Source organism: Pseudomonas sp. SJZ080, from assembly GCF_007828295.1.
GTDB lineage: Bacteria > Pseudomonadota > Gammaproteobacteria > Pseudomonadales > Pseudomonadaceae > Aquipseudomonas > Aquipseudomonas migulae_A.
Genome location: NZ_VIUK01000013.1, coordinates 33,140 through 54,560 on the forward strand (window position 1 = coordinate 33,140; position 21,421 = coordinate 54,560).

Sequence of the window (21,421 nt, forward strand, 5' to 3'; positions counted from 1 at the left end):
TAAGGAACCGTCATGTTCGATATCAGCACGTTCCCCAAAGCCGATGCCGTCCGCCGGGCTGCACAACTCAGTCAAGACGACTACAAGCGCCTGTACCGCCAGTCCATCGAGCATCCTTCTGAATTCTGGGCCGAGCAGGCTTCACGCTTTCTCGACTGGAGCAAACCGTGGGATACCGTCCAGCGCTATAACCTGAAAACCGGTGAAGCCAGCTGGTTTGCCGGCGGCAAGCTGAACGTCAGTTATAACTGCATCGACCGGCACCTGGAAAAGCGCGGCGATCAGATCGCAATCATCTGGGAAGGCGACGACCCCGCCGAGTCCGCCCAGATCACCTACAAAAAACTGCATCACAACGTCTGTCGCCTGGCCAACGTGCTCAAAAGTCGTGGCGTGAAGAAAGGCGACCGCGTGTGCATCTACATGCCGATGATCCCCGAAGCCGCCTACGCCATGCTCGCCTGCACGCGAATCGGCGCGGTGCATTCGGTGGTGTTTGGCGGTTTCTCCCCCGATTCTGTGCGTGACCGGATACTCGACGCCGACTGCCGTACCGTGATCACCGCCGATGAAGGCGTGCGCGGCGGCAAATTCGTGCCACTCAAAGAGAAGGTCGACAAGGCGCTGCAAGGTTGTCCGGACGTCAGCACCGTGATCGTGGTCGAGCGCACTCAGGGTGAAGTGAACTGGGTCGAAGGCCGTGACCTCTGGTATCACCAGGCCCTGCGCGACGTCAGCGACGATTGCCCGCCAGAGCCCATGGGCGCCGAAGACCCGCTGTTCATCCTCTACACCTCCGGCAGCACCGGCAAACCCAAAGGCGTGCTGCACACCACCGGCGGTTACCTGCTGCAAGCGGCGATGACCTTCAAGTACGTGCTCGATTACCGCGACAACGAAGTCTTCTGGTGCACCGCCGATGTCGGCTGGGTCACCGGCCACAGTTACATCGTCTATGGGCCGCTGGCCAACGGCGCGACCACGCTGATCTTCGAAGGCGTGCCCAGTTACCCCAGCAGCTCACGCTTCTGGCAGGTCATCGACAAGCACCACGTGAACATCTTCTACACCGCCCCTACCGCCCTGCGCTCGCTGATGCGCGAAGGCCCCGAACCGTTGAAGGAAACGTCCCGGGCGAGCCTCAGATTACTCGGCAGCGTCGGTGAGCCGATCAACCCGGAAGCGTGGGACTGGTACTTCAATACCGTCGGCGAACAGCGCTGCCCGATTGTCGATACCTGGTGGCAGACCGAAACCGGCGGCATCATGCTCAGCCCGCTGGTCAGCGCACAGCGGATCAAACCCGGCTGCGCCACGCAACCGATGTTCGGTGTGCAACCGGTGCTGCTAGACGAAGTGGGCAAGGAAATCAAAGGCGCCGGCAGCGGCGTGCTGGCGATCAAGTCCAGCTGGCCGGCGCAGATCCGTAGCGTCTACGGCGACCCACAACGGATGGTCGATACCTATTTCAAACCCTATCCCGGTTACTACTTCACCGGCGATGGCGCCCGCCGCGACGAGGACGGCGACTACTGGATCACCGGGCGCATCGACGATGTGATCAACGTTTCCGGCCACCGCATCGGCACCGCCGAAGTCGAAAGCGCCCTGGTGCTGCACGACAGCATCGCCGAGGCCGCCGTGGTCGGTTACCCTCACGACGTCAAAGGCCAGGGCATCTATGCCTTTGTCACGCCCATGAACGGCACCGAACCCACCGACGAACTGAAGAAAGAACTGCTGGCCCACGTCAGCAAGGAGATCGGCAGCTTCGCCAAACCCGACCTGATCCAGTGGGCACCGGCCTTGCCGAAAACCCGTTCGGGCAAGATCATGCGACGGATTCTGCGCAAGATCGCCTGCAATGAGCTGGACAGTCTGGGCGACACGTCGACCCTGGCAGATCCGAGCGTGGTTCAGGATCTGATCGATAAACGCTTGAATCAATAACGTACGCGCAGCTTTGGAATATCCCTTGCAGGAGCCGGCTGGCTGGCGATAGCAAAATGTCAGTCGCCATCAATGTCGACTGACACAACGCAATCGCCAGCAAGCCGACTCCTACAAGGGGACAATGCGCGATGACAACCCTTTTTTCGCCAATCGAGTCGCCATGGAATTCATCCGCAGCCGCATCGAAACCCAGGTCATGAGCCTCTCTGGCCTGTCTCTCGGCAAGCTCGACCTGGAAAACCCCAAGGGTGACCCCGGTCTGTTCGGTCCCGATTCGGTGAGTTGGCAGGTTCACGGCGACTTCAGCAGCATGCTCATCGGCGGTATCAGCGCGCTGATGCTGCAAGCCCTGCATCCATTGGCGCTGTCCGGGGTCTGGGACCATTCGAATTTTCGCGAGGACATGCTCGGTCGCTTGCGCCGCACCGGGCAGTTCATTTCCGGCACCACGTTCGGCTCGCGCAAAGATGCCGACTGGCTGATCGAGAAAGTGCGCACCATCCACCTGCAAGTGACCGGCACCGCGCCCGACGGTCGGCCTTACGCCGCCAGCGATCCCGATCTGCTGACGTGGGTGCACGTCGCCGAGGTCAGCAATTTTCTCGGGGCGCATTTGCGTTACCGCAATCCGCACCTGTCTGCAGCCGATCAGGACCGTTACTACAATGAAATCGCCTTGGTCGCCGAGCGACTCGGTGCTCGTGATGTGCCCCGTTCGCGACAGGAAATAGCCGATTACCTTGAGCGCATTCGCCCGCAATTGCTGTGCGACGATCGCAGTCGCGAAGTGTTGCGACTATTGCTGAACGCCCCGGCCCCCAGCCGTCTGGCCAAGCCGTTCGGCAGGTTGATGATGCAGGCCGGCATCGACCTGCTGCCGGATTGGGCGAGTGACATGCTGGGCATCCGCCAGAGTCCGCTGCAACGCACGCTGATCCGTGCCAGCATCAACCGCAGCGCGCCGATGCTGCGCTGGGCCGTGCGTAATGGCTCGGTGCATCGGGCCAAGCGCCGGATGGGGTTGCTCACCTGAAAAGCTAAGAGCTTCGTGAGCAAGCCCGCTCCCACAGTCGATTTTTGTTGTACCCCATATACGTGGTCAGTAAAGAACCAATGTGGGAGCGGGCTTGCTCGCGAAGGCAGCACCTCGATCCCGCGCCAAGCTGTTAAACTCCCGCGCCAAATTCCCTCCCTCCTGCAAGGCGCCCAGCATGTCTTCCTTGAATCAGGCGCTGCGCGCCGCCCTCGATCATCGCCAGGACTTGCTTGCCGAACTGCACCAGCAAGGCACCGATTGCTATCGCCTGTTCCATGGCAGCCAGGAAGGCGCGGGCGGCCTGACCATCGACCGCTACGGCCCGCAGCTGTTGGTGCAGAGCTTTCACCAGGCACTGGAGCGCGATGCCCTGCTGCAACTGCACGAGACGATCAATCAACACCTGGGCTTCGAGACCCTGCTGGTCTACAACGACCGCTCCCGGGGCAACTCGCGCATCGACCGCGAAGACACTGTTTACCGCGCCGACGAAGCCGCCCTGCAAGATCTGGTCGGCCACGAATGGGGCCTGAACTACCGGGTCCGTGGCCGCCACGCCGGTCAGGACCCGCTGCTGTTCCTCGACCTGCGCAACACCCGCGGCTGGGTCAAGGAGCACAGCAAGCATAAAAGCGTGCTGAACCTGTTTGCCTATACCTGCGGCGTCGGCCTGAGCGCTGCGGCCGGGGGCGCCAGCGAAGTGTGCAACCTGGATTTCGCCGAAGGCAATCTGGCGGTCGGCCGCGAAAACGGTCTGCTCAATCCGCAGTTGCCGACCATGCAGTTCATCCAGTCCGATTACTTCCCGGCCATTCGCCAACTCGCCGGTCTGCCCATCAGCCAACGCCGTGGACAGAAATTGCCGAGCTATCAACGCCTGGAACAACGCCAATACGACCTGGTGTTGCTTGACCCACCGGCCTGGGCCAAGAGCGCTTTCGGCACCGTCGACCTGCTGCGCGACTACCAAAGCCTGCTCAAACCCGCGCTGCTGACCACCGCCGACAATGGCGTACTGATCTGCTGCAACAACCTGGCAAAAGTCAGCATGGACGACTGGCGCGAACAGGTTTTGCGTTGCGCCGAGAAAGCCGGGCGACCGGTGCGCGAGTGGACGGTGATGAAACCGGGCGGCGATTTCCCGTCCATGGATCAACAGCCACCGCTGAAAACCCTGATCCTGCAACTCTGAACCCCAAGGAAACTTTCAGATAAATCCTATATCGCGGGGTAGCTTCGGAACCGGATTCGCGTGCCATACTCCAACGCACTCCGATTCAGACAGATGAAGCCACACATGCACAAAGGATTGATCCGCGCTATCGGCGCCTTGTTGACTGCTCTGGCCCTCTACAGCCTGCTGGGGTTTCTGATTTTGCCGGGTATCGCCTTGCGGGTTGCCAATCAGCAATTGGCCAACTACGCCACGACGCCCGCGACCATTCAGCGAATCGAACTCAACCCCTTCAGCCTTGAAGTCACGCTGTGGGGCCTGATCATCGGCGAGCCGGGCAAGGAACAGGTCGGCTTCGAACGCCTGTACGCCAACCTGAAGATCGACAGCCTGTGGACCAAAGCGCTGCATCTGTCCGATATCGAACTGGACAAACCCAAGACCGAAATCCTCTTCGGCAAGGACGGCAAACTCAATTTGCTCGGTCTCTTCAAATTGCCGGCAAGCGAGCCGACGCCGGCCGATCCGAACGCCAAACCGTTTCCGCTGCGCGTGGAGCGGATCAAACTGGCCGACGGCGCCGTGCACTTCAAGGATGACCGTCCCAGCGAGGCTATCGAGTTCCTCTATGACAAACTCGATTTCGAGCTGAAAAACCTCAGCACCCTGCCCGAAGACAGCGCCGACATGACCCTTGTGGCCATCGGCCCGAACGGTGGGCAGATCGACTGGACCGGCAATTTCAGCCTGATCCCGATCACCTCCGAAGGTAAGCTGAAAATCACCGACGGCCAGATGAAAGCCTTTTGGCCCTATGTGCGTGACGCGCTGCCGCTGGTGCTGGAAAACGGCGTTCTGAACCTGAGCACCGACTACAAACTGAACCTGTCCAAGGAAACCGAACTGCTGCTGAGCAACGTCGCGGTCAGCGTCGCGCCTTTCGCCATCAAAGCCCCGGATGGTCGACCGCTGGCCAAACTCGCGCGACTGGACATCACCGACACCACGATAGACCTGGCCAAACAGCAAGTGGTCGTCGGCAAGATCCGCAGCAATAAACTGGAAACCTGGGCGGCGCTTGAAGCTGACGGCCAGCTCGACTGGCAGAAGCTGTTCGCCAGCCAGCCGTCCAAGGAAGCCGCGAAAGCCAAAGCCGAACCTGTCAACACGCCAGCAGCCGCGGACTCGCCGAAAACCCCTGCCGCGCCAAGCAAGCCTTGGCAGGTGTTGCTCAAAGACGTGCAACTGCGCGATTACCAGGTGCACCTGGCCGATCGAAAAGCGCAACCCGCCGTGACGCTGGACCTGAACCCGCTGAACCTGGACCTGCAGAATTTCGACAGCCTCAATGGCTCGCCCTTTACCCTCAAGCTCGACACCGGCGTGGGCAAGCAAGGCAGGATCACCGCGGATGGCGAGGTCAATCTGGCCCCGGTCAGCGCCAGGCTCAACGTGCAGACCAAGGACATCGACCTGCGGGTTGCCCAGTCCTATATCAACCCGTTCATTCGCCTCGAACTGCGCAGCGGCATGCTCGGCAGCGACCTGGCGGTCAACCTGAAAAGCACCGAGCCGTTGGCGCTCAGCGTGACAGGTCGCGCGCAGATCGATCAGTTGCACACCCTCGACACCCTGAAAACCCGCGACTTCCTCAAGTGGCAGCAGGTGATGGTCGAAGGCTTGAATTATCAGCACGGCGACAGCCTGTCGATCGACCGGATCAACCTGTTCCAACCCTATGTGCGCTTCATGATCAACGATGATCGCACCACCAACATCGATGACTTGCTGATCCCGCAACCGCCCGACTCCGGTGCGCAAACGGCCGCGGCCAAACCCGCCGCCAGCAAGGACAAACCGCTGGGCATCCACATTGGCGGGATTGCCATCAATGACGGCTCGGCCAACTTTGCCGACTTCAGCCTGACCCCGAACTTCGCCACTGCCGTGCAACAGCTCAACGGCCAGATCGGCACCATCGACAGCCGTCAGGCGAAACCGGCGACCGTGAACATCAAAGGCAAGGTCGATCGTTATGCACCGGTGACCATCAAGGGCTCGGTCAATCCGTTCGACCCAATGGCCAGCCTCGACATCGCCACCAGTTTCAAACGGGTCGAGCTGACCACGCTGACGCCCTACTCCGGCAAGTTCGCCGGCTACCGTATCCGCAAGGGACGGCTCAATCTCGACCTGCATTACCTGATCACCAATGGTCAGCTCAAGGCTGAAAACAAAGTGGTGGTCGAGCAATTGCAGCTCGGTGAAAAGGTCGACAGCCCGGATGCGGTCAGCCTGCCGCTGAAACTGGCGATTGCCCTGCTCAAGGACGTCGACGGCAAGATTTCCATCGAACTGCCGGTCACCGGCGACCTCAACAATCCACAGTTCAGCGTCATGCCGATTGTCTGGCAGACGTTGCGCAACCTGATCGTCAAGGCCGCCGCCGCGCCGTTCAAAATGATCGGCGGGCTGGTCAGTGGCGGTGGCTCGGAAGACCTGGGCACCGTGTCGTTCGCGCCGGGTTCCAGCGACCTGAGCACGGAGGCCGAGGGTTCCTTGGTCAAGCTGTCCCAGGCCCTCAAGGAACGCCCGGCCCTGCGCCTGGAAATCGAAGGCACCGCTGCCGCCAGCAGCGATGGCCCGCCGCTCGCCGAGCAACGCCTGGAACGGGAATACCAGTACAACTACTACAAAATACTCCAGCGTCGCGGCGACAAGGTGCCGGCGCAGGCTTCGTTGCTGCAAGTACCGGACAGCGAGAAAGGCCCACTGCTGGAAGGCATCTATCGCATCCGCCTGAAAACCCAGCCGCCCGCCGAATGGAAGGATCTGGGCAAGGAAGAACGCACTGCGAAAATGCGCGCAGAGGTGATCAAGTTCTGGAGTACCAGCGAAGTGCTGTTGCGCCAACTGGGCCAGGATCGCGCCAGCAGCATCAAGGATTATCTGGTCGACAAGGGTCAGTTGGCCGATGACCGCGTTTATTTCATCGACGCCAGCCTCGGCGAAGCGGAAAGTGACGGCAAGGTGGTGACGCCACTGCATCTGGACGCCGAGTGATGATCAGACAATTGCTGTTCGGGCTGGCGCTGGCACTGGCGGCCAGCCAGGTTTCGGCCGCCGATACCCTGCGTTGCGGCAGTCAGTTGATCAGCGTCGGGGACAGGTCCAGCGAGGTGCTGCAGAAGTGCGGTGAGCCGGTCAGCCGCGATCTGCTGGGCTACAAGCGCAGTGCCAATCGGCGGGAAGAATTCCAGGTCGAGGAATGGACCTACGGGCCCAGCGGCGGGATGTACCAGTACCTGCGGTTTGAAGGGAATCGGTTGAAGCAGATCACCAGCAAGCGCGGTAACTGAACCGTCCTCTGTAGGAGCCGGCTTGCTGGCGATGGCGGTGTCAGTCGACGAAACTGTTTACTGACACACCGCCATCGCCAGCAAGCCGGCTCCTACAGTTTGGTTTTGCGGTGCCCACAATAGAACAGGCCCCGAACACGAATGTCCGGGGCCTGTAATGGCCACATCCTTGTGGCCGTCGCATGAACTCTCAAGTGGCGGCAGACGTATGACTCGGCTCGTCTACCGCGCCTCCTCCCAGTCCAGGCGAGAAGTCTTGCCTTACTCCGCTTTCAGGCCATCAGCGGAGACCGCTTTGACGCCTTTGATTTTCTTGGCGATAGCCACGGCGGTGGTTTTCTGAGCGTCAGTCACCGCAACGGTGGACGACAGGGATACAACACCTTTGTTGGTTTCGACTTTGATGTCGGTACCAGGAATGCCTTTTTCGGTCACCAGGTCAGCTTTGACTTTGGTGGTGATCCAAGTGTCAGAGGTTGCTTCTTTGGCTTCTGTCACTTCACCAGCAGCCAGCACCATTGGAGACTGGGTAGCCTGGGTGGTTTGAGCAAATGCAGCGTTGGCCATGGTCAGGGTCAGCGCGGTAGCAGTAGCAGTAGCAGTAGCGGCAGCGATAGCGAACTTCTTCATACGAGTAACTCCTGTTTTTTCATAAAGTCTGCTGCGTGTCTTGTCAGCAGGGTTACTGGGTATATTGCGAACGCTGTGCCAATGTTGAGAACGGAAATAAATCTATATAAATCAATATGTTATACAAACAGCCAATTTTCGGAATCATGCAAATTGCATGACTTCGATTTTATGTACATGCAAGTTGCGGGTTTTCGTGTGGGCCTAAGGCCATGAATTTGCGGGGTTTTCTACGTCTCGTTAAGCACCACGGCGAATTTGACGTTTTTACCCCAAAAAAATGCCCCATCTCGCGATGGGGCATTCTTCTATTTACACGTCTGCAGCATTACGTTGCAGAGGCCGTGCAACCAGGCGGTGCGTAATCGGCAGTGACGCCGGTTGCGCATGACCAGCCCGTAGTTGCGCTACGAGTAAGCGTAATGGTTTTACCTGCCACAGGTGCGGGGGCCTTCTGCAGCGTGCAAACAATGGTGCCAGCGCCGGACGCAACCGTACCGGTTACAGCGATGGCGCAGTTCTGCGTAGTCGTTCCAGCACCTGCCAGCGTGGTGGGTTCTGCAGTGCCGGCATTCATCAGGTCTTCAAACGAAACCTTCAATGCTGCAATCTCCGCCAACCCCGCCGTCACCTTCGCCCGTGCCTGATATTTCGAGTAAGCCGGCAACGCAAACGTCGCCAGAATCCCGATGATCGCCACGACGATCAGCAGTTCGATAAGCGTAAAACCTTTCTGAGTATTCATAGACAAGCTCCATGCATGAGTCGAAATCTCATGATCTGAACTAGCCACAGCACAGCCCGTGCCAATCCGTTAATCCCCTGTTAACGGGGCGCGAGAACAACGCGGCGCTTTTGCCAGCACACAAGGTCCGCACTAACTGACACTTTTTGTCACCACAGCAGCCCTGGTTTGGTTCCTTCGGTTGACTAGGCTATAAGTCATGAACTGTCTGCGTCCGGTATCCCCATGAATGACATCGCCCTTAGCGGTCTGGCCAAGCAATTGGTCCTGGCCGAACTGCTCACTGACAAAAGCGCGCAACAGGCGTATCAGCAAGCCCAACGCCAGAAGCTCTCCCTGGTCAGTTATCTGGTACAGAACAAACTGGTGAAAAGTCGTCAGGTCGCCGAGATCGCCTCGGAGCATTTCGGCATGGCGCTGCTGGACCTCCACTGCCTGGACAAAGAGTCCCAACCCAAAGGGCTGGTCAGCGAAAAACTGGTTCGCCAGCACCAGGCCCTGCCCCTCTGGCGGCGCGGCAACAAGTTGTTCGTCGGGGTTTCGGACCCGACCAATTACCAGGCCATCAACGATATCCAGTTCAGCACCGGGCTGAACACCGAAGCCATTCTGGTTGAGGACGACAAGCTCAGCGACGCCATCGAGAAATTTTTCGACAGCCACAGTACCGGCCTGGAAGACATGGCCGATGTCGACCTCGATGGCGTCGACATCGAGTCGATCGATGACCGCAACCAGGACGCCATCGCCGGGCAAGACGCCGACGATGCGCCGGTGGTGCGCTTTGTCCACAAGATGTTGCTCGACGCGATCAAGAGCGGCTCCTCCGACCTGCACTTCGAACCCTACGAGAAAACCTACCGTGTGCGGATGCGCACCGACGGCATGCTGCGTGAAGTCGCCAAGCCGCCGATTCAACTGGCCAACCGCATCGCTGCGCGCCTGAAAGTCATGGCCAGCCTCGACATTTCCGAGCGGCGCAAACCGCAGGATGGGCGGATCAAGATGCGCCTGTCCAAGAGCAAGTCCATCGACTTCCGGGTCAACACCCTGCCGACCCTGTGGGGCGAGAAAGTGGTGATCAGGATCCTCGACCCGTCCAGCGCGCAAATGGGCATCGACGCCCTCGGCTACGAGCCGGAGCAGCAAGACCTGTACATGGCCGCGCTGAAGCAGCCGCAAGGGATGATCCTGGTGACCGGCCCCACCGGTTCGGGCAAGACCGTATCGCTCTATACCGGGCTGAATATTCTCAACACCGTGGACATCAATATCTCCACCGCCGAAGACCCGGTGGAGATCAACATGGAAGGCATCAACCAGGTCAACGTCAATCCCAAGCAGGGATTGGGTTTTGCCCAGGCGCTGCGCTCGTTCCTGCGCCAGGACCCGGACGTGATCATGGTTGGTGAGATCCGCGACCTGGAAACCGCCGAAATTGCCATCAAGGCCGCCCAGACCGGTCACCTGGTGCTGTCGACCCTGCACACCAACAGCGCCGCGGAAACCCTGACCCGCCTGCACAATATGGGCATTCAGGGGTTCAACATCGCCACCTCGGTCAGCCTGATCATCGCCCAGCGCCTGGCGCGCAAACTGTGCAGCCATTGCAAGAAACCCATCGACATTCCCCGCGAGGCATTGATCAAGGAAGGCTTTCCCGAGGAACGCATTGGCTCGTTCACAATCTATGAGCCGGTCGGTTGCGACCAGTGCAACGTTGGCTACAAGGGGCGCGTGGGGATTTATGAAGTGGTGAAGAACACACCAGACCTGCAACGGCTGATCATGGCCGAAGGCAATTCGTTGGAAATCGATATCCAGATGCGCAAGGACGGCTTCAACGACCTGCGTACTTCCGGGCTGATCAAGGCCATGCAAGGCATCACCAGCCTTGAAGAAATCAACCGGGTCACCAAGGACTGAACATGGCGGTCAAAGCAGCAAAAATCAGTGTGTACGCCTGGGAAGGCACGGATAAAAAAGGCACGAAAATGACCGGCGAACTCAGCGGCCAGAACCCGGCGTTGATCAAGGCGCAACTGCGCAAGCAAGGCATCAACCCAGGGAAGGTGCGCAAGAAATCCGCTTCGATTTTCAGCCTCGGCAAACGCATCAAGGCTCACGACATTGCCCTGTTCACCCGGCAGATGGCGACCATGATGAAAGCCGGGGTGCCGCTGTTGCAGTCGTTCGACATCATCGGCGAAGGCTTCGATAACCCGGCCATGCGCAAACTGGTGGACGACGTGAAACAGGAGGTCGCGGCGGGCAACAGCTTCGCCGCCGCCCTGCGCAAAAAACCGCAGTATTTCGATGAGCTCTACTGCAACCTGGTGGATGCCGGCGAACAGGCCGGTGCGCTGGACACCCTGTTGGAGCGGGTCGCGACCTACAAGGAAAAGAGCGAAAGCCTGAAAGCCAAGATCAAGAAGGCCATGACGTATCCGCTGGCCGTGGTGTTCGTCGCGATCATCGTCACCGGGATTCTGCTGGTCAAGGTGGTGCCGCAGTTCGAGTCGGTGTTCAAGGGATTCGGTGCGCAATTGCCGGCATTCACCGTGATGGTCATCGGCCTGTCGCAGTTCATGCAGGATTGGTGGTGGCTGATGTTGGGCGCATTGATTGCGGCGATATTCGGTGTACGCCATGCCTTCAAGACATCGCAAGCCTTTCGGGACCGGACAGACACCTGGCTGCTGAAACTGCCGTTGATTGGCACGTTGATGTACAAGTCCGCCGTGGCCCGTTACGCCCGCACGCTGTCGACCACCTTCGCCGCTGGCGTGCCGCTGGTCGAGGCGCTGGAATCGGTGGCGGGCGCGACCGGCAACATCGTGTTCAAGCGTGCGGTGTTGCGCATCAAGCAGGATGTGTCGACGGGGATGCAGCTGAACTTCTCCATGCGCACCTCCGGCATCTTTCCGAACATGGCGATCCAGATGACCGCCATTGGTGAGGAGTCCGGCGCACTGGATGACATGCTCGACAAGGTCGCGAGTTTCTATGAAGCCGAAGTCGACAACATGGTCGATAACCTCACCAGCCTGATGGAGCCGTTCATCATGGTGGTACTCGGTGTTATCGTCGGCGGCCTGGTGGTTGCGATGTACCTGCCCATCTTCCAACTCGGCAATGCGATCTGACATGCCCTTGAACGAAATCCTGACCGTGTACCCGCTGGCGTTTGTCGTCATTGCACTGGTGGTCGGCCTGCTGGTCGGCAGCTTCCTCAACGTGGTGATCTGGCGCCTGCCGAAAATGCTCGCGCGCGAATGGCGATTGCAGGCCTACGACATTCTGGGCCTGCCCGGCGAAACACCGCAGCCGACCTACAATCTGATGCTGCCCCACTCTCAATGCCCGCACTGTGGGCACCGGATCCGCGCCTGGGAAAACATTCCGCTGCTCAGTTATGTGTTTTTACGTGGACGCTGCTCAAGCTGCGCTACACCCATCAGCAAACGCTATCCATTGACCGAACTGGCGTGCGGCCTGCTGTCAGCGTTCATCGCCTGGCATTTCGGTTTCGGTTGGCAGGCCGTGATGGTGTTGGTGTTGAGTTGGGGCCTGTTGGCCATGAGCCTGATCGACGCCGAGCACCAACTGTTGCCGGATGTATTGGTGCTGCCGCTGCTGTGGCTGGGCCTGATCGTCAACAGCTTCGAGTTGTTCGTACCATTGACTGAGGCACTGTGGGGCGCCGTTGCGGGCTATATGGCGCTGTGGTTGGTGTTCTGGCTGTTCAAGCTGATCACCGGCAAGGACGGCATCGGCCACGGCGATTTCAAGCTATTGGCCATGCTGGGCGCCTGGGGAGGCTGGCAGATTTTACCGCTGACCATTCTGTTGTCGTCTCTGGTCGGTGCCGTTATCGGCGTTATTTTGCTGAGCCTGCGCAACGCGAAAACCTCGACGCCGATCCCCTTCGGCCCCTATCTGGCGATTGCCGGCTGGATTGCGTTGCTCTGGGGTGGTCAAATAACCGGCTTCTATTGGCAGTTTGTCGGTTTGAAATGAATACCCCTGTGGAAAAACCCTGGATTCTCGGCCTGACCGGTGGCATCGGCAGCGGCAAAAGCGCAGCCGCCCAGCACTTCATCGACCTGGGCGTGCATGTGGTCGATGCCGATCATGCCGCGCGTTGGGTGGTGGAGCCGGGCCGCCCGGCACTGGCGCAGATCGCCGAACATTTCGGCCCCGGCGTGTTGCAGGCCGACGGTCAACTGGATCGTGCGGCGTTGCGCAAACTGATCTTCGAAGTGCCGGAGCAACGCCTCTGGCTCGAGGCGCTTTTGCATCCGCTGATCGCCAGGGAAATCGCCGATCACTTGGGCAAGGCACAATCGCCTTACGCGATTCTGGTTTCGCCGTTGCTGATCGAGTCCGGGCAGCACGCCATGACCCAGCGCGTGCTGGTGATCGATGCGCCCGAACAACTACAGATCGAACGCACCCTGCAGCGCGACCAGACCAGCGAACAACAGGTCCAGGCGATCCTCAAGGCACAATCCAGCCGCCAGGATCGCTTGAGCCATGCCGACGATGTGGTGGTCAACGACCGCGACCTCGCCTGGCTGCACAGCGAGGTCGAACGCCTGCATCACTTTTACCTAACATTGCGTGGAGGCCAGTCATGAGCCAGATCCCAACCGTCGATTGCCCGACCTGCGGCGCCCCTGTCGAATGGAGCCCCGAGAGCAAATTCCGGCCGTTCTGCTCCGACCGTTGCAAACTGATCGACCTGGGCGCGTGGGCATCGGAAGAACACAAGATTCCGGTGGCACCCGATGCCGAGGACGAGTTGTTCAGCGGCGATTTCGACCCGCGTCACTGATCCCGATCGCCAGGGGCTGACGTGTGCCAGAAATCGACGAAATGAGTCAGTCCCTGACGCTGCTTTTTGGATCTTGACACCAACAAACCTGCATGCTAGCGAGTGCTATACTTCTTTCGGGTTGCATGAAGAGTGCAACGTTCCCCACGGGTAACAATACCGACGGTAAATCTCGGTTAACGGCTGCCGGACAGAGGAGGTCTGCAGCAAACGCGAGATGGGAGGTGTGGCATGAATCGACACTATTACATCAGTGACAATCTCGACGATCTTGAATCCGTTGAAAATGAACTGGAAGCCAACGGCATCAACTCCGAACAAATTCACGTGCTCAGTGAACAGGTGGCTGATGTTGAAGAGCATCACCTTCACGAGGTCAACTCGCTGATGAAACAGGATGTCGTTCACTCTGGCGAGATTGGTGCAGTGATCGGTGTGCCCCTCGCGGCGCTAATCCTTGCCGGCGCCTATTGGCTGGGCTGGACCGAATCCGCCGCAGGCTGGGTGCCGTTTATCTTCCTTGCCGTTGTCATATTGGGCTTCTGCATCTGGGAAGGCGGCTTTTTTGGTATTCAGGTGCCAAACGCTCACTTCCGCAATTTCAAACAGATGGTAGATATGGGCAAGCATGTCTTCTTCGTGGACGTTGAGCCGAATCAGGAATCGGTTTTGGAACGGGTCATCGAACATCATCCAAGACTGACGACCGCTGGCACGGGAACCGCAGCGCCTCACTGGACAGTAGCCTGGCTGCACAGATGGCATCAGTTCAAGCGAACGATATAAGCCGTTTATTGCGGGATAGCTCCTGGAAGCTCAAGAGCATCCGGGAGTTGCTTATTGGCCGAAGAAAATGATCCGGCTGAGGAACACATAGTCCGCCTCGGTGGCCATCAAACCGACGAGCACCAATAAACACAAAGGTGGAACCAATATGGCGTAGACCATGGCCAACCGCTCCCAGGCCATATGCATGAAGATGGAGACAATCAACCCTGCCTTCAGCAACATGAAAGTGATAATCAGGGCCCACCGAACGTAGCCATGGAAGTGGAAATAGTCGACCAGATACGACAGCGTGCTGAGAACAAATAACAGCCCCCAGATTTTAAGGTACAAGCTGATTGGATGTTGCTGGCCTTGAGCATGCGTCATCATCAGTGCTCCTCTACCATAAATAGAAAAAAGCAAAAATAAACACCCACACCAAATCCACGAAGTGCCAGTAAAGCCCGGCTATCTCGACGTTTTGATAGTTTCCGGAGCGCTCATAATCTCCCCGCAATACCTTCATCGCCACAATGCTGAGGTAGATGGCGCCGATTGACACATGCAGTCCGTGGAAGCCGGTAATCATGAAAAAGCTGGCACCAAATTGCGCCGCCCCCATGGGATTCCCCCAGGGACGCACCCCTTCTGAAATGAGCTTGCTCCATTCAAATGCCTGCATGCCGACGAAGGTCACACCCAAGGCAGCGGTCGCCAGCATCAGGGCAGTGGTTTTCGCACGATCACGGCGATAGGCGAAATTGACGGCCATGGCCATCGTGCCGCTGCTGCTGATCAGCACAAAGGTCATGATGGCGATCAGAATCAGCGGGATTTCTTTACCGCCGATCGTCAATGCGAATACTTCACTGGGGTTCGGCCAGAGGTCAGTGATGGTCATGCGTACCGACATGTAACCGGTCAAGAAACAGGTGAATATAAACGTGTCGCTGAGCAGGAAAATCCACATCATCGCCTTGCCCCAAGGCACCTGCTTGAACGCCTCTCTGTCCGAGGCCCAGTCGCTGGCGATGCCCTGCCATCCTGGTGCAGGCGGCAAGCCTGGTGGATTGGATGAGCCGGACTCGGCAGGGGCTTGTGGATGCGATGCCATGGCTTTTCACCTCAGGCCGCAAAATCTGGCAATGGCTTCATAGGTTTGCGGCGTGCTGGCCAGCAGCGCGAACAGTACGAACCAGAGACCCAGCAAGTAATGCCAATAGGTGGCACAGAGCCCTACCTTGGCGCTGAGTTGCGGCAACGGCACGCGATGCAGGAATTTAGCGCCGATTATGCTCCAGGCTATCAGCCCGCCCAGCAGGTGGAGCCCATGCATGCCAGTCAGCAGGTAGAAGAAACTGTTGGCCGGATTGCTGGCGACAAAGTAGCCCCAGGCGACAAACTGCTGCCAGACCCAGAGTTGCCCCACCAGAAAGACAATGGCAAATACGCCCCCCAATGCAAAGCCAATGACCGTTGCGTCCCGTCGAGCCTGTCGGGCGGCCATGCGCGACCACTGCAGTGCAATGCAACTGAACACTAGAAAAGCCGAATTCAGCCAGAGTTGCCATGGATTGGCCAACGGCGCCAAGGGCTCTGTCAGGGGGAGCCAGTCGGCCATTTGTGAGCGGGCGATAAAGGCGATCAGGAAGAGAAGGAATAACGAGCTCACCACGGCCAGAAACAAGTGCAGGCCTGTTTTTGCGATTTGGTTTCTTTTGGCCCCCGCGGCGGACTGAATACCTTCAGGATCGCGATTCCAACTGCCACCGGGGTCAGCGCCGTCGGCGTTTCTCAATAGGAGTCTGTTCATGTTTTAACGTCCGCAATCCTGGATCCGGCACTCAGTTGCCGCATCTGTTCCAGTTCCTCGGCGGAGACCGTTTGCGGAACGAAATCCTGTTCTATCCCCGGCACACTGTAGTCATAGGCCCAGCGATGCACGACCGGCAGCTTCTCTCCCCAGTTACCGTGAATCGGCGGGGTGTTCGGTGTTTGCCATTCCAGACTGGCCGCGCCCCAAGGGTTACTGCCAGCAGGCTTGCCCTTGAATACGCTCCAGGCCAGGTTGAACAGGAACAACAGTTGGGAAACGCCGACGATCAATGCGATTACCGTAATGAAGGCATTCAACTCTTGCGCCGACTGCGGAATGAACGCGTAGTTTTCATAAGCGTAGTAGCGGCGTGGCATGCCCTGGAAACCCAGGTAGTGCATGGGGAAGAAGATGGCGTAGGTGCCCAGAAAGGTTATCCAGAAGTGCAGCTTGCCCAGGGTGTCGTTCAACATGCGCCCGGTCACTTTCGGGAACCAGTGATAGAGGCCGCCGAACACCACCAGTACCGGCGCGACACCCATGACCATATGGAAATGGGCAACGACAAAGTAGGTGTCCGAGAGCGGGATATCCACAATCACATTGCCAAGAAACAACCCGGTCAGACCGCCCACCAGGAAGGTGACGATAAAGGCCAGGGCGAACAGCATCGGCACGGTCAGATGTATGTCGCCACGCCACAGCGTCAGGACCCAGTTGTAGACCTTCAGTGCCGTCGGCACCGCGATGATCAAGGTGGTGACGGCGAAGAAAAAGCCGAAGTACGGGTTCATTCCACTGACATACATATGGTGCGCCCAGACCACAAAGCTGAGTACGCCAATCGCAATAATGGCCCACACCATCATTCGGTAGCCGAAGATGTTTTTACGCGCATGCGTGCTGATCAGGTCGGAGACCAGACCAAACGCGGGGAGCGCGACGATATAGACTTCCGGGTGGCCGAAGAACCAGAACAGATGCTGGAACAGTATCGGGCTGCCACCTTGGTGATCGAGCTGCTGCCCCAGCGAGATCATCGCCGGCATAAAGAAACTGGTGCCCAACAGTTTGTCGAACAGCATCATGACCGCGCTGACAAACAACGCCGGGAAAGCCAGCAAGGCCATGATCGAGGCCATGAAGATTCCCCATACGGAGAGCGGCATGCGAAACAATGTCATGCCGTGCGTGCGCGCCTGCAACACCGTGGTGACGTAGTTCAACCCGCCCATGGTGGCGGCGACGATAAAAATCGCCAGTGAGACGAGCATCAGGACGATGCCCCACTCGACCCCCGGTGTTCCCTGAGAAATGGACTGTGGCGGATAAAGCGTCCAGCCCGAACCGGTGGGACCGCCGGGGACAAAGAAACTGGAGAGCAACACCACTACCGCCAGCAGGTAGAACCAGTAACTCAGCATGTTGACATAGGGGAAGACCATGTCGCGGGCGCCCACCATCAGCGGGATCAGATAGTTACCGAAGCCACCCAGAAACAAGGCTGTCAGCAAGTAAATGACCATGATCATGCCGTGCATGGTCATCGCCTGGTAGTAAGCACTGGCATCCATGAACGCCAAAGTGCCGGGGAAGCCTATCTGTATGCGCATCAAGCCCGACAACACCACGGCGACAACGCCCACGAACAGAGCCGTCAAGGAATATTGAATGGCAATGACCTTATGATCCTGACTCCAGATGTATTTGGTCAGGAAACTTTTGGGTTCGTGCAGTGCTTCTGTTTCGGCTTGCTCCGCATAGGCCATCACGTCATCCTCCTGTCGAAGTTTCAGTGCATTCCTGGCTGCTTTACGGCTACTTACCTGTCTCCGCCTTGCTCGAGTCAGCATCGGCATTTGCTTTGGATTTGATAAACGCGATCAGCGCGTCCAAGTCCTTATCGCTCGGCGTCAAGGCCGGCATGAGGGCTGCATAGCCCTTGACGATTTTGGCACCGGGATCAAGAACCGATTCCTTTAAATACCCCTCATCGGCCTTTATGCTCGTACCGTCGGCAAGGGTTACTGTGGTGCCATACAGGCCCTGCCATGTGGGGCCGACGCCCTTGTTGCCATCGACACTGTGGCAGGCCAGACAACCGAGCGACTGGGCCACCTGTTGTCCCTGCGCCACCAGGTCCTCACCTGGACCCGCCGCTCCGCTGGCAGGAGCTTCACTGTCTTGCGGTGCACCGCTCAGTGATTTGATCAGGGCGACGAGTGCACCCAGTTCATCGTCATTGAGAGTATAGGCCACCATGACCGGCGGGTAGCCCTGCACCAGACGGGCCTTCGGATCGAGGATCGACTCTTTCAGGTAGGCCTCATCGACCTTCACGCGGGTGCCATCGGCAAGCGGTTCAATGCGACCGTACAGCCCTTTCCATCCCGGGCCGAGACTGGCACTGCCATCCTGGCTATGGCAGGCACCGCAGCCATATTGTTCGGCCAACTGGCGACCTTTTTCCAGCACGCTACTTGGACTGGGCCTGGCAGCTGTCGTTAATGTCTGCGCAAAAGTCGGTTGACTGTTCAGCCATTGATCGAAGGCGCCCTGCTCCTCCACGATCATCTGGCCGCGCATGTTGTAATGACCTACGCCACAATATTCAGCGCAAAGGATTTCATATTTTCCGGTTTTGGTCGGTGTAAACCAGAAGTACGACACCATCCCTGGCACCATGTCCATCTTGCTGCGAATTTGCGGTATATAGAAATTGTGCAATACATCTTTAGATCGCAGTAAAACCTTTACCGGACGGTCGAGCGGAAGTCTGATTTCATTACTTTTAACAAGCACATCGTCCTGCCCGGCAGGATCCTTGGGATCAACGCCAAACGGGTTGGCGGAATCAACCAACTTGATTTCCGACTTGCCCAGCTGTCCGTCTTTGCCGGGAAAACGAAAGGCCCACTGCCACTGCTGGGCGACCACTTCTAGTTCATAAGCATCTTTCGGCACCCGGATGAAATCATTGTAAACAACCAGACCGGGCGCCAGCATTGCGGCAATACCTATCGAGGTAACGACAATTAACCAAAACTCCAGTTTTTTACTTTCTGGCTGGTAGTGCGCCCTGGCACCCTCCTTATGACGATAACGCATCACGGCGACGGCCATAAATATCGTGATGGCGATGAAAAATATTCCGCTAATGATCAGGGTGATGAACAGGGTGGTGTCTATTGACCCCCAGTTGGAAGCTGCCGGAGTTGCATGCCAAGGCGCTAGAACATGGAAGAGCACTGATGCAATAACGATTAGTATCAAGATAATTGCTATTGCCATTTTCTCTTCATCCTATTCCTGTTGCTCATTGGTTATGCGCAAGCATCGCCACGGACGTCCAGGCAGGGCAGACAAGTACCACCCGTGGTGGCAAGTCAGTAAAAAGTATAGTGCCATCGGGTTGGGCCGTGAGGTCGGCGAGCGGGACCCGGTTGCCAGCTATACTCAATCTCAGATTCGCATGGCAGGGATCGGCCAGAAACGCCCCCTGAAAACGAACCCCGTCCATGCGTAATGATCAGATAAGTGATGGCATTGAGAAGAGACAAAAGCTAAGGAATCCAGCAGCCCACGACGGAGGTTTCGTTATGAGTGCCCTGACGATCGAAGGCTGGTGCAGAACCGGCGACGACAAAAAGTCCACCCCAATAGGTGAAATCCAATTTTACGTCGATGGCCCCCTTCATCTGCGCCTGGAGCAGGCTGAAGAACGCCTACAGAAGACCCATGAGCCTGAAGCCATGGTCGATGTCGACATGAGCACCCTGGATTTGGAACTGCCAGAGGGATACGCCCCCTTGTCCGACTGCCAAATGCGCGTCTATTTGCACAGCGAGCGCGGTCAGTTCCATCTGGTGGGGCACCGAGCGAGCGATAGCAGCTTGATTTATTCCAACGCGGTTTTAATTGATCAACTGCTTGATTGAATCGTCGGCATCTGGCGGGTTTGAAAGCGATCAAGGCTTGGGATCGTCGTCCTTCCAGGGCGCCGACAGATAGCGCGTGCGATTGAAGGTTTCCAGCCACTCGGGGCAGAACACCACCAGTGCACTGACAACCATGCCGTTGATGAACGCCTCTGGAAAAATGATCAACCACAAGTAACCCACAAAATCCTCCAGCCAGTAGGGCATGGCAAAACGCTCGTCGAACCACAACAACCACAGCGCCAGCAACAGGCACAACAACGCCGACAGCGCCGCCGCAAAGAAGCCGGAAACGAAGATATAGACAAAGGGATTACGCGGCTGCGCTCGCTCCACCAGGATCGCGCAGCACTCGGTGATCAGCACCGGCAACAGGATCAACAGCGCGCCATTCACCCCCATTGCGACCAGGTCCTGACGGCCGAGTAGCATCAGACCGGTTTGCGCCACCAGCCCACCGACGATCGCCAGCGGCCAGTCCAGAAGCAGGGTCACTGCGGTCATGCCGAGGAAGTGATAGGACACGCCGGTATCGAAATCCCGTCGTACCAGCCAGAGCATGAATAGCGCGAAGACTGTGCCGAATAACAGGTGCTGGCGGCGGTTGTCGCTGAACAGTTCGACCCACGGGGCTCGTGCGATGGCCCAGATCAGTGCCGGGACGTAGATCAGCCAGCCGACGGTGAGGGTTTCGGGGGACAGTAGCTCGGCGCCGATCATGGCTGGGTGGGCTCCGTTTTTTTTGCCGGGAGAGAACTGGATCTCAGTCTACACCGGGCTTTGAATGTGCTTCGCCTTTGCTTCGCAGGGGATGATTGGGGGCATATCCATTTCTGCGGTAACGACGGCTATTGGTTCCGCCCTTATGGCGGGTTACTTGGAAGAGCGCCAAGTAACCAAGCGCCTGCGCCCCTGACGTACGGCCCTTCGCTTAGGCTCAGGGTTCCCTCGCTCCGGTCCTGCTCCGTGGGCCCGCCGCCATCGGCCATCCATGGCCGGGGGCGGCTAACCCGGCATCCATGCCGGGTTGCCCACTGCGCAGAACCTGCGCTCGGCCTTCCGACGGGGCAGATCAACATCAAAAGCCAAAGCGAGGCGGCCTGGTAGCCGACCTGTTTTCCGTCAAAGTCATCGGCGGCGAACACCAACCTTATGCCCACCCACA

20 protein-coding genes are annotated in these 21,421 nt (G+C 58.2%); 12 read left to right on the plus strand and 8 right to left on the minus strand.

Annotated elements, in window-relative coordinates:
- Positions 1 to 12 precede the first annotated feature (12 nt).
- The 5 genes from acs (at position 13) to FBY04_RS17855 (ending at position 7,522) form a co-directional block, all read left to right on the plus strand.
- Complete coding sequence (acs, locus tag FBY04_RS17835; protein ID WP_084323048.1) at positions 13 to 1,950, plus strand: acetate--CoA ligase; 1,938 nt, start codon at positions 13 to 15, stop codon at positions 1,948 to 1,950.
- A gap of 163 nt (positions 1,951 to 2,113) precedes the next feature.
- Positions 2,114 to 2,986, plus strand: coding sequence for an oxygenase MpaB family protein (locus tag FBY04_RS17840; protein WP_145315954.1), 873 nt, complete (start codon positions 2,114 to 2,116; stop codon positions 2,984 to 2,986).
- Positions 2,987 to 3,164: 178 nt separating this feature from the next.
- On the plus strand, positions 3,165 to 4,181 hold the full coding sequence (locus FBY04_RS17845; protein WP_084323047.1) for a class I SAM-dependent rRNA methyltransferase: 1,017 nt from the start codon (positions 3,165 to 3,167) through the stop codon (positions 4,179 to 4,181).
- A 93-nt stretch (positions 4,182 to 4,274) separates the two neighbouring features.
- Positions 4,275 to 7,226, plus strand: a complete 2,952-nt coding sequence (locus tag FBY04_RS17850; RefSeq protein WP_145315956.1) for a DUF748 domain-containing protein — start codon at positions 4,275 to 4,277, stop codon at positions 7,224 to 7,226.
- On the plus strand, positions 7,226 to 7,522 hold the full coding sequence (locus FBY04_RS17855) for a DUF2845 domain-containing protein (RefSeq protein ID WP_090473950.1): 297 nt from the start codon (positions 7,226 to 7,228) through the stop codon (positions 7,520 to 7,522). The genes FBY04_RS17850 and FBY04_RS17855 overlap by 1 nt, the downstream gene beginning before the upstream one ends.
- A gap of 261 nt (positions 7,523 to 7,783) precedes the next feature.
- Here the strand turns inward: FBY04_RS17855 and FBY04_RS17860 are convergent, their stop codons facing one another.
- Positions 7,784 to 8,152 carry a BON domain-containing protein gene (locus FBY04_RS17860; RefSeq protein WP_145315958.1) on the minus strand — a complete coding sequence of 123 codons (369 nt, stop codon included), beginning with the start codon at positions 8,150 to 8,152 and terminating at the stop codon, positions 7,784 to 7,786.
- Between the two features lie 328 nt (positions 8,153 to 8,480).
- Entirely contained in the window at positions 8,481 to 8,897 is a 417-nt protein-coding gene (locus FBY04_RS17865; RefSeq protein WP_145315960.1) for a pilin, read from the minus strand.
- 225 nt (positions 8,898 to 9,122) lie between these two features.
- Here FBY04_RS17865 and pilB point away from each other — a divergent pair, with 225 nt between their 5' ends.
- From pilB to FBY04_RS17895, 6 genes are all read left to right on the plus strand, one after another.
- A complete protein-coding gene (gene pilB, locus FBY04_RS17870; protein ID WP_084319367.1) occupies positions 9,123 to 10,823 on the plus strand; it encodes a type IV-A pilus assembly ATPase PilB in 1,701 nt (566 codons plus the stop codon).
- Between the two features lie 2 nt (positions 10,824 to 10,825).
- On the plus strand, positions 10,826 to 12,043 hold the full coding sequence (locus FBY04_RS17875; RefSeq protein ID WP_084319369.1) for a type II secretion system F family protein: 1,218 nt from the start codon (positions 10,826 to 10,828) through the stop codon (positions 12,041 to 12,043).
- Position 12,044: 1 nt separating this feature from the next.
- Positions 12,045 to 12,917, plus strand: coding sequence for an A24 family peptidase (locus FBY04_RS17880; RefSeq protein WP_084319371.1), 873 nt, complete (start codon positions 12,045 to 12,047; stop codon positions 12,915 to 12,917).
- Entirely contained in the window at positions 12,914 to 13,537 is a 624-nt protein-coding gene (coaE, locus tag FBY04_RS17885) for a dephospho-CoA kinase (protein ID WP_084319373.1), read from the plus strand. The genes FBY04_RS17880 and coaE overlap by 4 nt, the downstream gene beginning before the upstream one ends.
- The gene (yacG, locus tag FBY04_RS17890) at positions 13,534 to 13,734 is read left to right on the plus strand and encodes a DNA gyrase inhibitor YacG (RefSeq protein WP_084319375.1); all 201 of its coding nucleotides are present in this window, start codon (positions 13,534 to 13,536) and stop codon (positions 13,732 to 13,734) included. Before coaE ends, yacG begins: the two co-directional genes overlap by 4 nt.
- A 231-nt stretch (positions 13,735 to 13,965) precedes the next feature.
- Positions 13,966 to 14,520: an NAD/FAD-utilizing enzyme apparently involved in cell division gene (locus tag FBY04_RS17895; protein WP_084319377.1), complete on the plus strand. Its 555-nt coding sequence runs from the start codon at positions 13,966 to 13,968 to the stop codon at positions 14,518 to 14,520.
- A 51-nt stretch (positions 14,521 to 14,571) separates the two neighbouring features.
- On the opposite strand, the gene FBY04_RS17900 is transcribed toward FBY04_RS17895, so the two are convergent.
- From FBY04_RS17900 to FBY04_RS17920, 5 genes are read right to left on the minus strand one after another with little or no spacing between them, the layout of a single operon-like run.
- Positions 14,572 to 14,889: a cytochrome C oxidase subunit IV family protein gene (locus FBY04_RS17900; protein ID WP_084319614.1), complete on the minus strand. Its 318-nt coding sequence runs from the start codon at positions 14,887 to 14,889 to the stop codon at positions 14,572 to 14,574.
- A gap of 13 nt (positions 14,890 to 14,902) precedes the next feature.
- Positions 14,903 to 15,616 carry a heme-copper oxidase subunit III family protein gene (locus FBY04_RS17905; RefSeq protein ID WP_084319379.1) on the minus strand — a complete coding sequence of 238 codons (714 nt, stop codon included), beginning with the start codon at positions 15,614 to 15,616 and terminating at the stop codon, positions 14,903 to 14,905.
- A 6-nt stretch (positions 15,617 to 15,622) separates the two neighbouring features.
- Positions 15,623 to 16,315, minus strand: coding sequence for a cytochrome c oxidase subunit 3 (locus tag FBY04_RS17910; RefSeq protein WP_145315962.1), 693 nt, complete (start codon positions 16,313 to 16,315; stop codon positions 15,623 to 15,625).
- Positions 16,312 to 18,087 (minus strand): cytochrome c oxidase subunit I, encoded by a 1,776-nt coding sequence (ctaD, locus tag FBY04_RS17915; protein WP_145316092.1) that lies wholly within the window; start codon positions 18,085 to 18,087, stop codon positions 16,312 to 16,314. The genes FBY04_RS17910 and ctaD overlap by 4 nt, the downstream gene beginning before the upstream one ends.
- A gap of 49 nt (positions 18,088 to 18,136) precedes the next feature.
- A complete protein-coding gene (locus FBY04_RS17920) occupies positions 18,137 to 19,609 on the minus strand; it encodes a c-type cytochrome (protein WP_145315964.1) in 1,473 nt (490 codons plus the stop codon).
- Positions 19,610 to 19,917: 308 nt separating this feature from the next.
- Here FBY04_RS17920 and FBY04_RS17925 point away from each other — a divergent pair, with 308 nt between their 5' ends.
- Complete coding sequence (locus FBY04_RS17925) at positions 19,918 to 20,256, plus strand: hypothetical protein (protein ID WP_084319616.1); 339 nt, start codon at positions 19,918 to 19,920, stop codon at positions 20,254 to 20,256.
- 30 nt (positions 20,257 to 20,286) lie between these two features.
- Here the strand turns inward: FBY04_RS17925 and FBY04_RS17930 are convergent, their stop codons facing one another.
- Entirely contained in the window at positions 20,287 to 20,976 is a 690-nt protein-coding gene (locus tag FBY04_RS17930) for an energy-coupling factor ABC transporter permease (protein ID WP_145315966.1), read from the minus strand.
- Positions 20,977 to 21,421 lie beyond the last annotated feature (445 nt).

Coding starts and splice junctions, on each gene's coding strand:
- FBY04_RS17925 (WP_084319616.1), top strand. CDS start 19,918: ATGAGTGCCCTGACGATCGAAGGCTGGTGCAGAACCGGCGACGACAAA.
- FBY04_RS17840 (WP_145315954.1), top strand. CDS start 2,114: ATGGAATTCATCCGCAGCCGCATCGAAACCCAGGTCATGAGCCTCTCT.
- FBY04_RS17920 (WP_145315964.1), bottom strand. CDS start 19,609: ATGGCAATAGCAATTATCTTGATACTAATCGTTATTGCATCAGTGCTC.
- FBY04_RS17895 (WP_084319377.1), top strand. CDS start 13,966: ATGAATCGACACTATTACATCAGTGACAATCTCGACGATCTTGAATCC.
- yacG (WP_084319375.1), top strand. CDS start 13,534: ATGAGCCAGATCCCAACCGTCGATTGCCCGACCTGCGGCGCCCCTGTC.
- FBY04_RS17880 (WP_084319371.1), top strand. CDS start 12,045: ATGCCCTTGAACGAAATCCTGACCGTGTACCCGCTGGCGTTTGTCGTC.
- FBY04_RS17905 (WP_084319379.1), bottom strand. CDS start 15,616: ATGGCATCGCATCCACAAGCCCCTGCCGAGTCCGGCTCATCCAATCCA.
- FBY04_RS17875 (WP_084319369.1), top strand. CDS start 10,826: ATGGCGGTCAAAGCAGCAAAAATCAGTGTGTACGCCTGGGAAGGCACG.
- FBY04_RS17910 (WP_145315962.1), bottom strand. CDS start 16,315: ATGAACAGACTCCTATTGAGAAACGCCGACGGCGCTGACCCCGGTGGC.
- FBY04_RS17860 (WP_145315958.1), bottom strand. CDS start 8,152: ATGAAGAAGTTCGCTATCGCTGCCGCTACTGCTACTGCTACTGCTACC.
- FBY04_RS17900 (WP_084319614.1), bottom strand. CDS start 14,889: ATGACGCATGCTCAAGGCCAGCAACATCCAATCAGCTTGTACCTTAAA.
- FBY04_RS17930 (WP_145315966.1), bottom strand. CDS start 20,976: ATGATCGGCGCCGAGCTACTGTCCCCCGAAACCCTCACCGTCGGCTGG.
- FBY04_RS17845 (WP_084323047.1), top strand. CDS start 3,165: ATGTCTTCCTTGAATCAGGCGCTGCGCGCCGCCCTCGATCATCGCCAG.
- coaE (WP_084319373.1), top strand. CDS start 12,914: ATGAATACCCCTGTGGAAAAACCCTGGATTCTCGGCCTGACCGGTGGC.
- pilB (WP_084319367.1), top strand. CDS start 9,123: ATGAATGACATCGCCCTTAGCGGTCTGGCCAAGCAATTGGTCCTGGCC.
- FBY04_RS17865 (WP_145315960.1), bottom strand. CDS start 8,897: ATGAATACTCAGAAAGGTTTTACGCTTATCGAACTGCTGATCGTCGTG.
- acs (WP_084323048.1), top strand. CDS start 13: ATGTTCGATATCAGCACGTTCCCCAAAGCCGATGCCGTCCGCCGGGCT.
- FBY04_RS17850 (WP_145315956.1), top strand. CDS start 4,275: ATGAAGCCACACATGCACAAAGGATTGATCCGCGCTATCGGCGCCTTG.
- ctaD (WP_145316092.1), bottom strand. CDS start 18,087: ATGGCCTATGCGGAGCAAGCCGAAACAGAAGCACTGCACGAACCCAAA.
- FBY04_RS17855 (WP_090473950.1), top strand. CDS start 7,226: ATGATCAGACAATTGCTGTTCGGGCTGGCGCTGGCACTGGCGGCCAGC.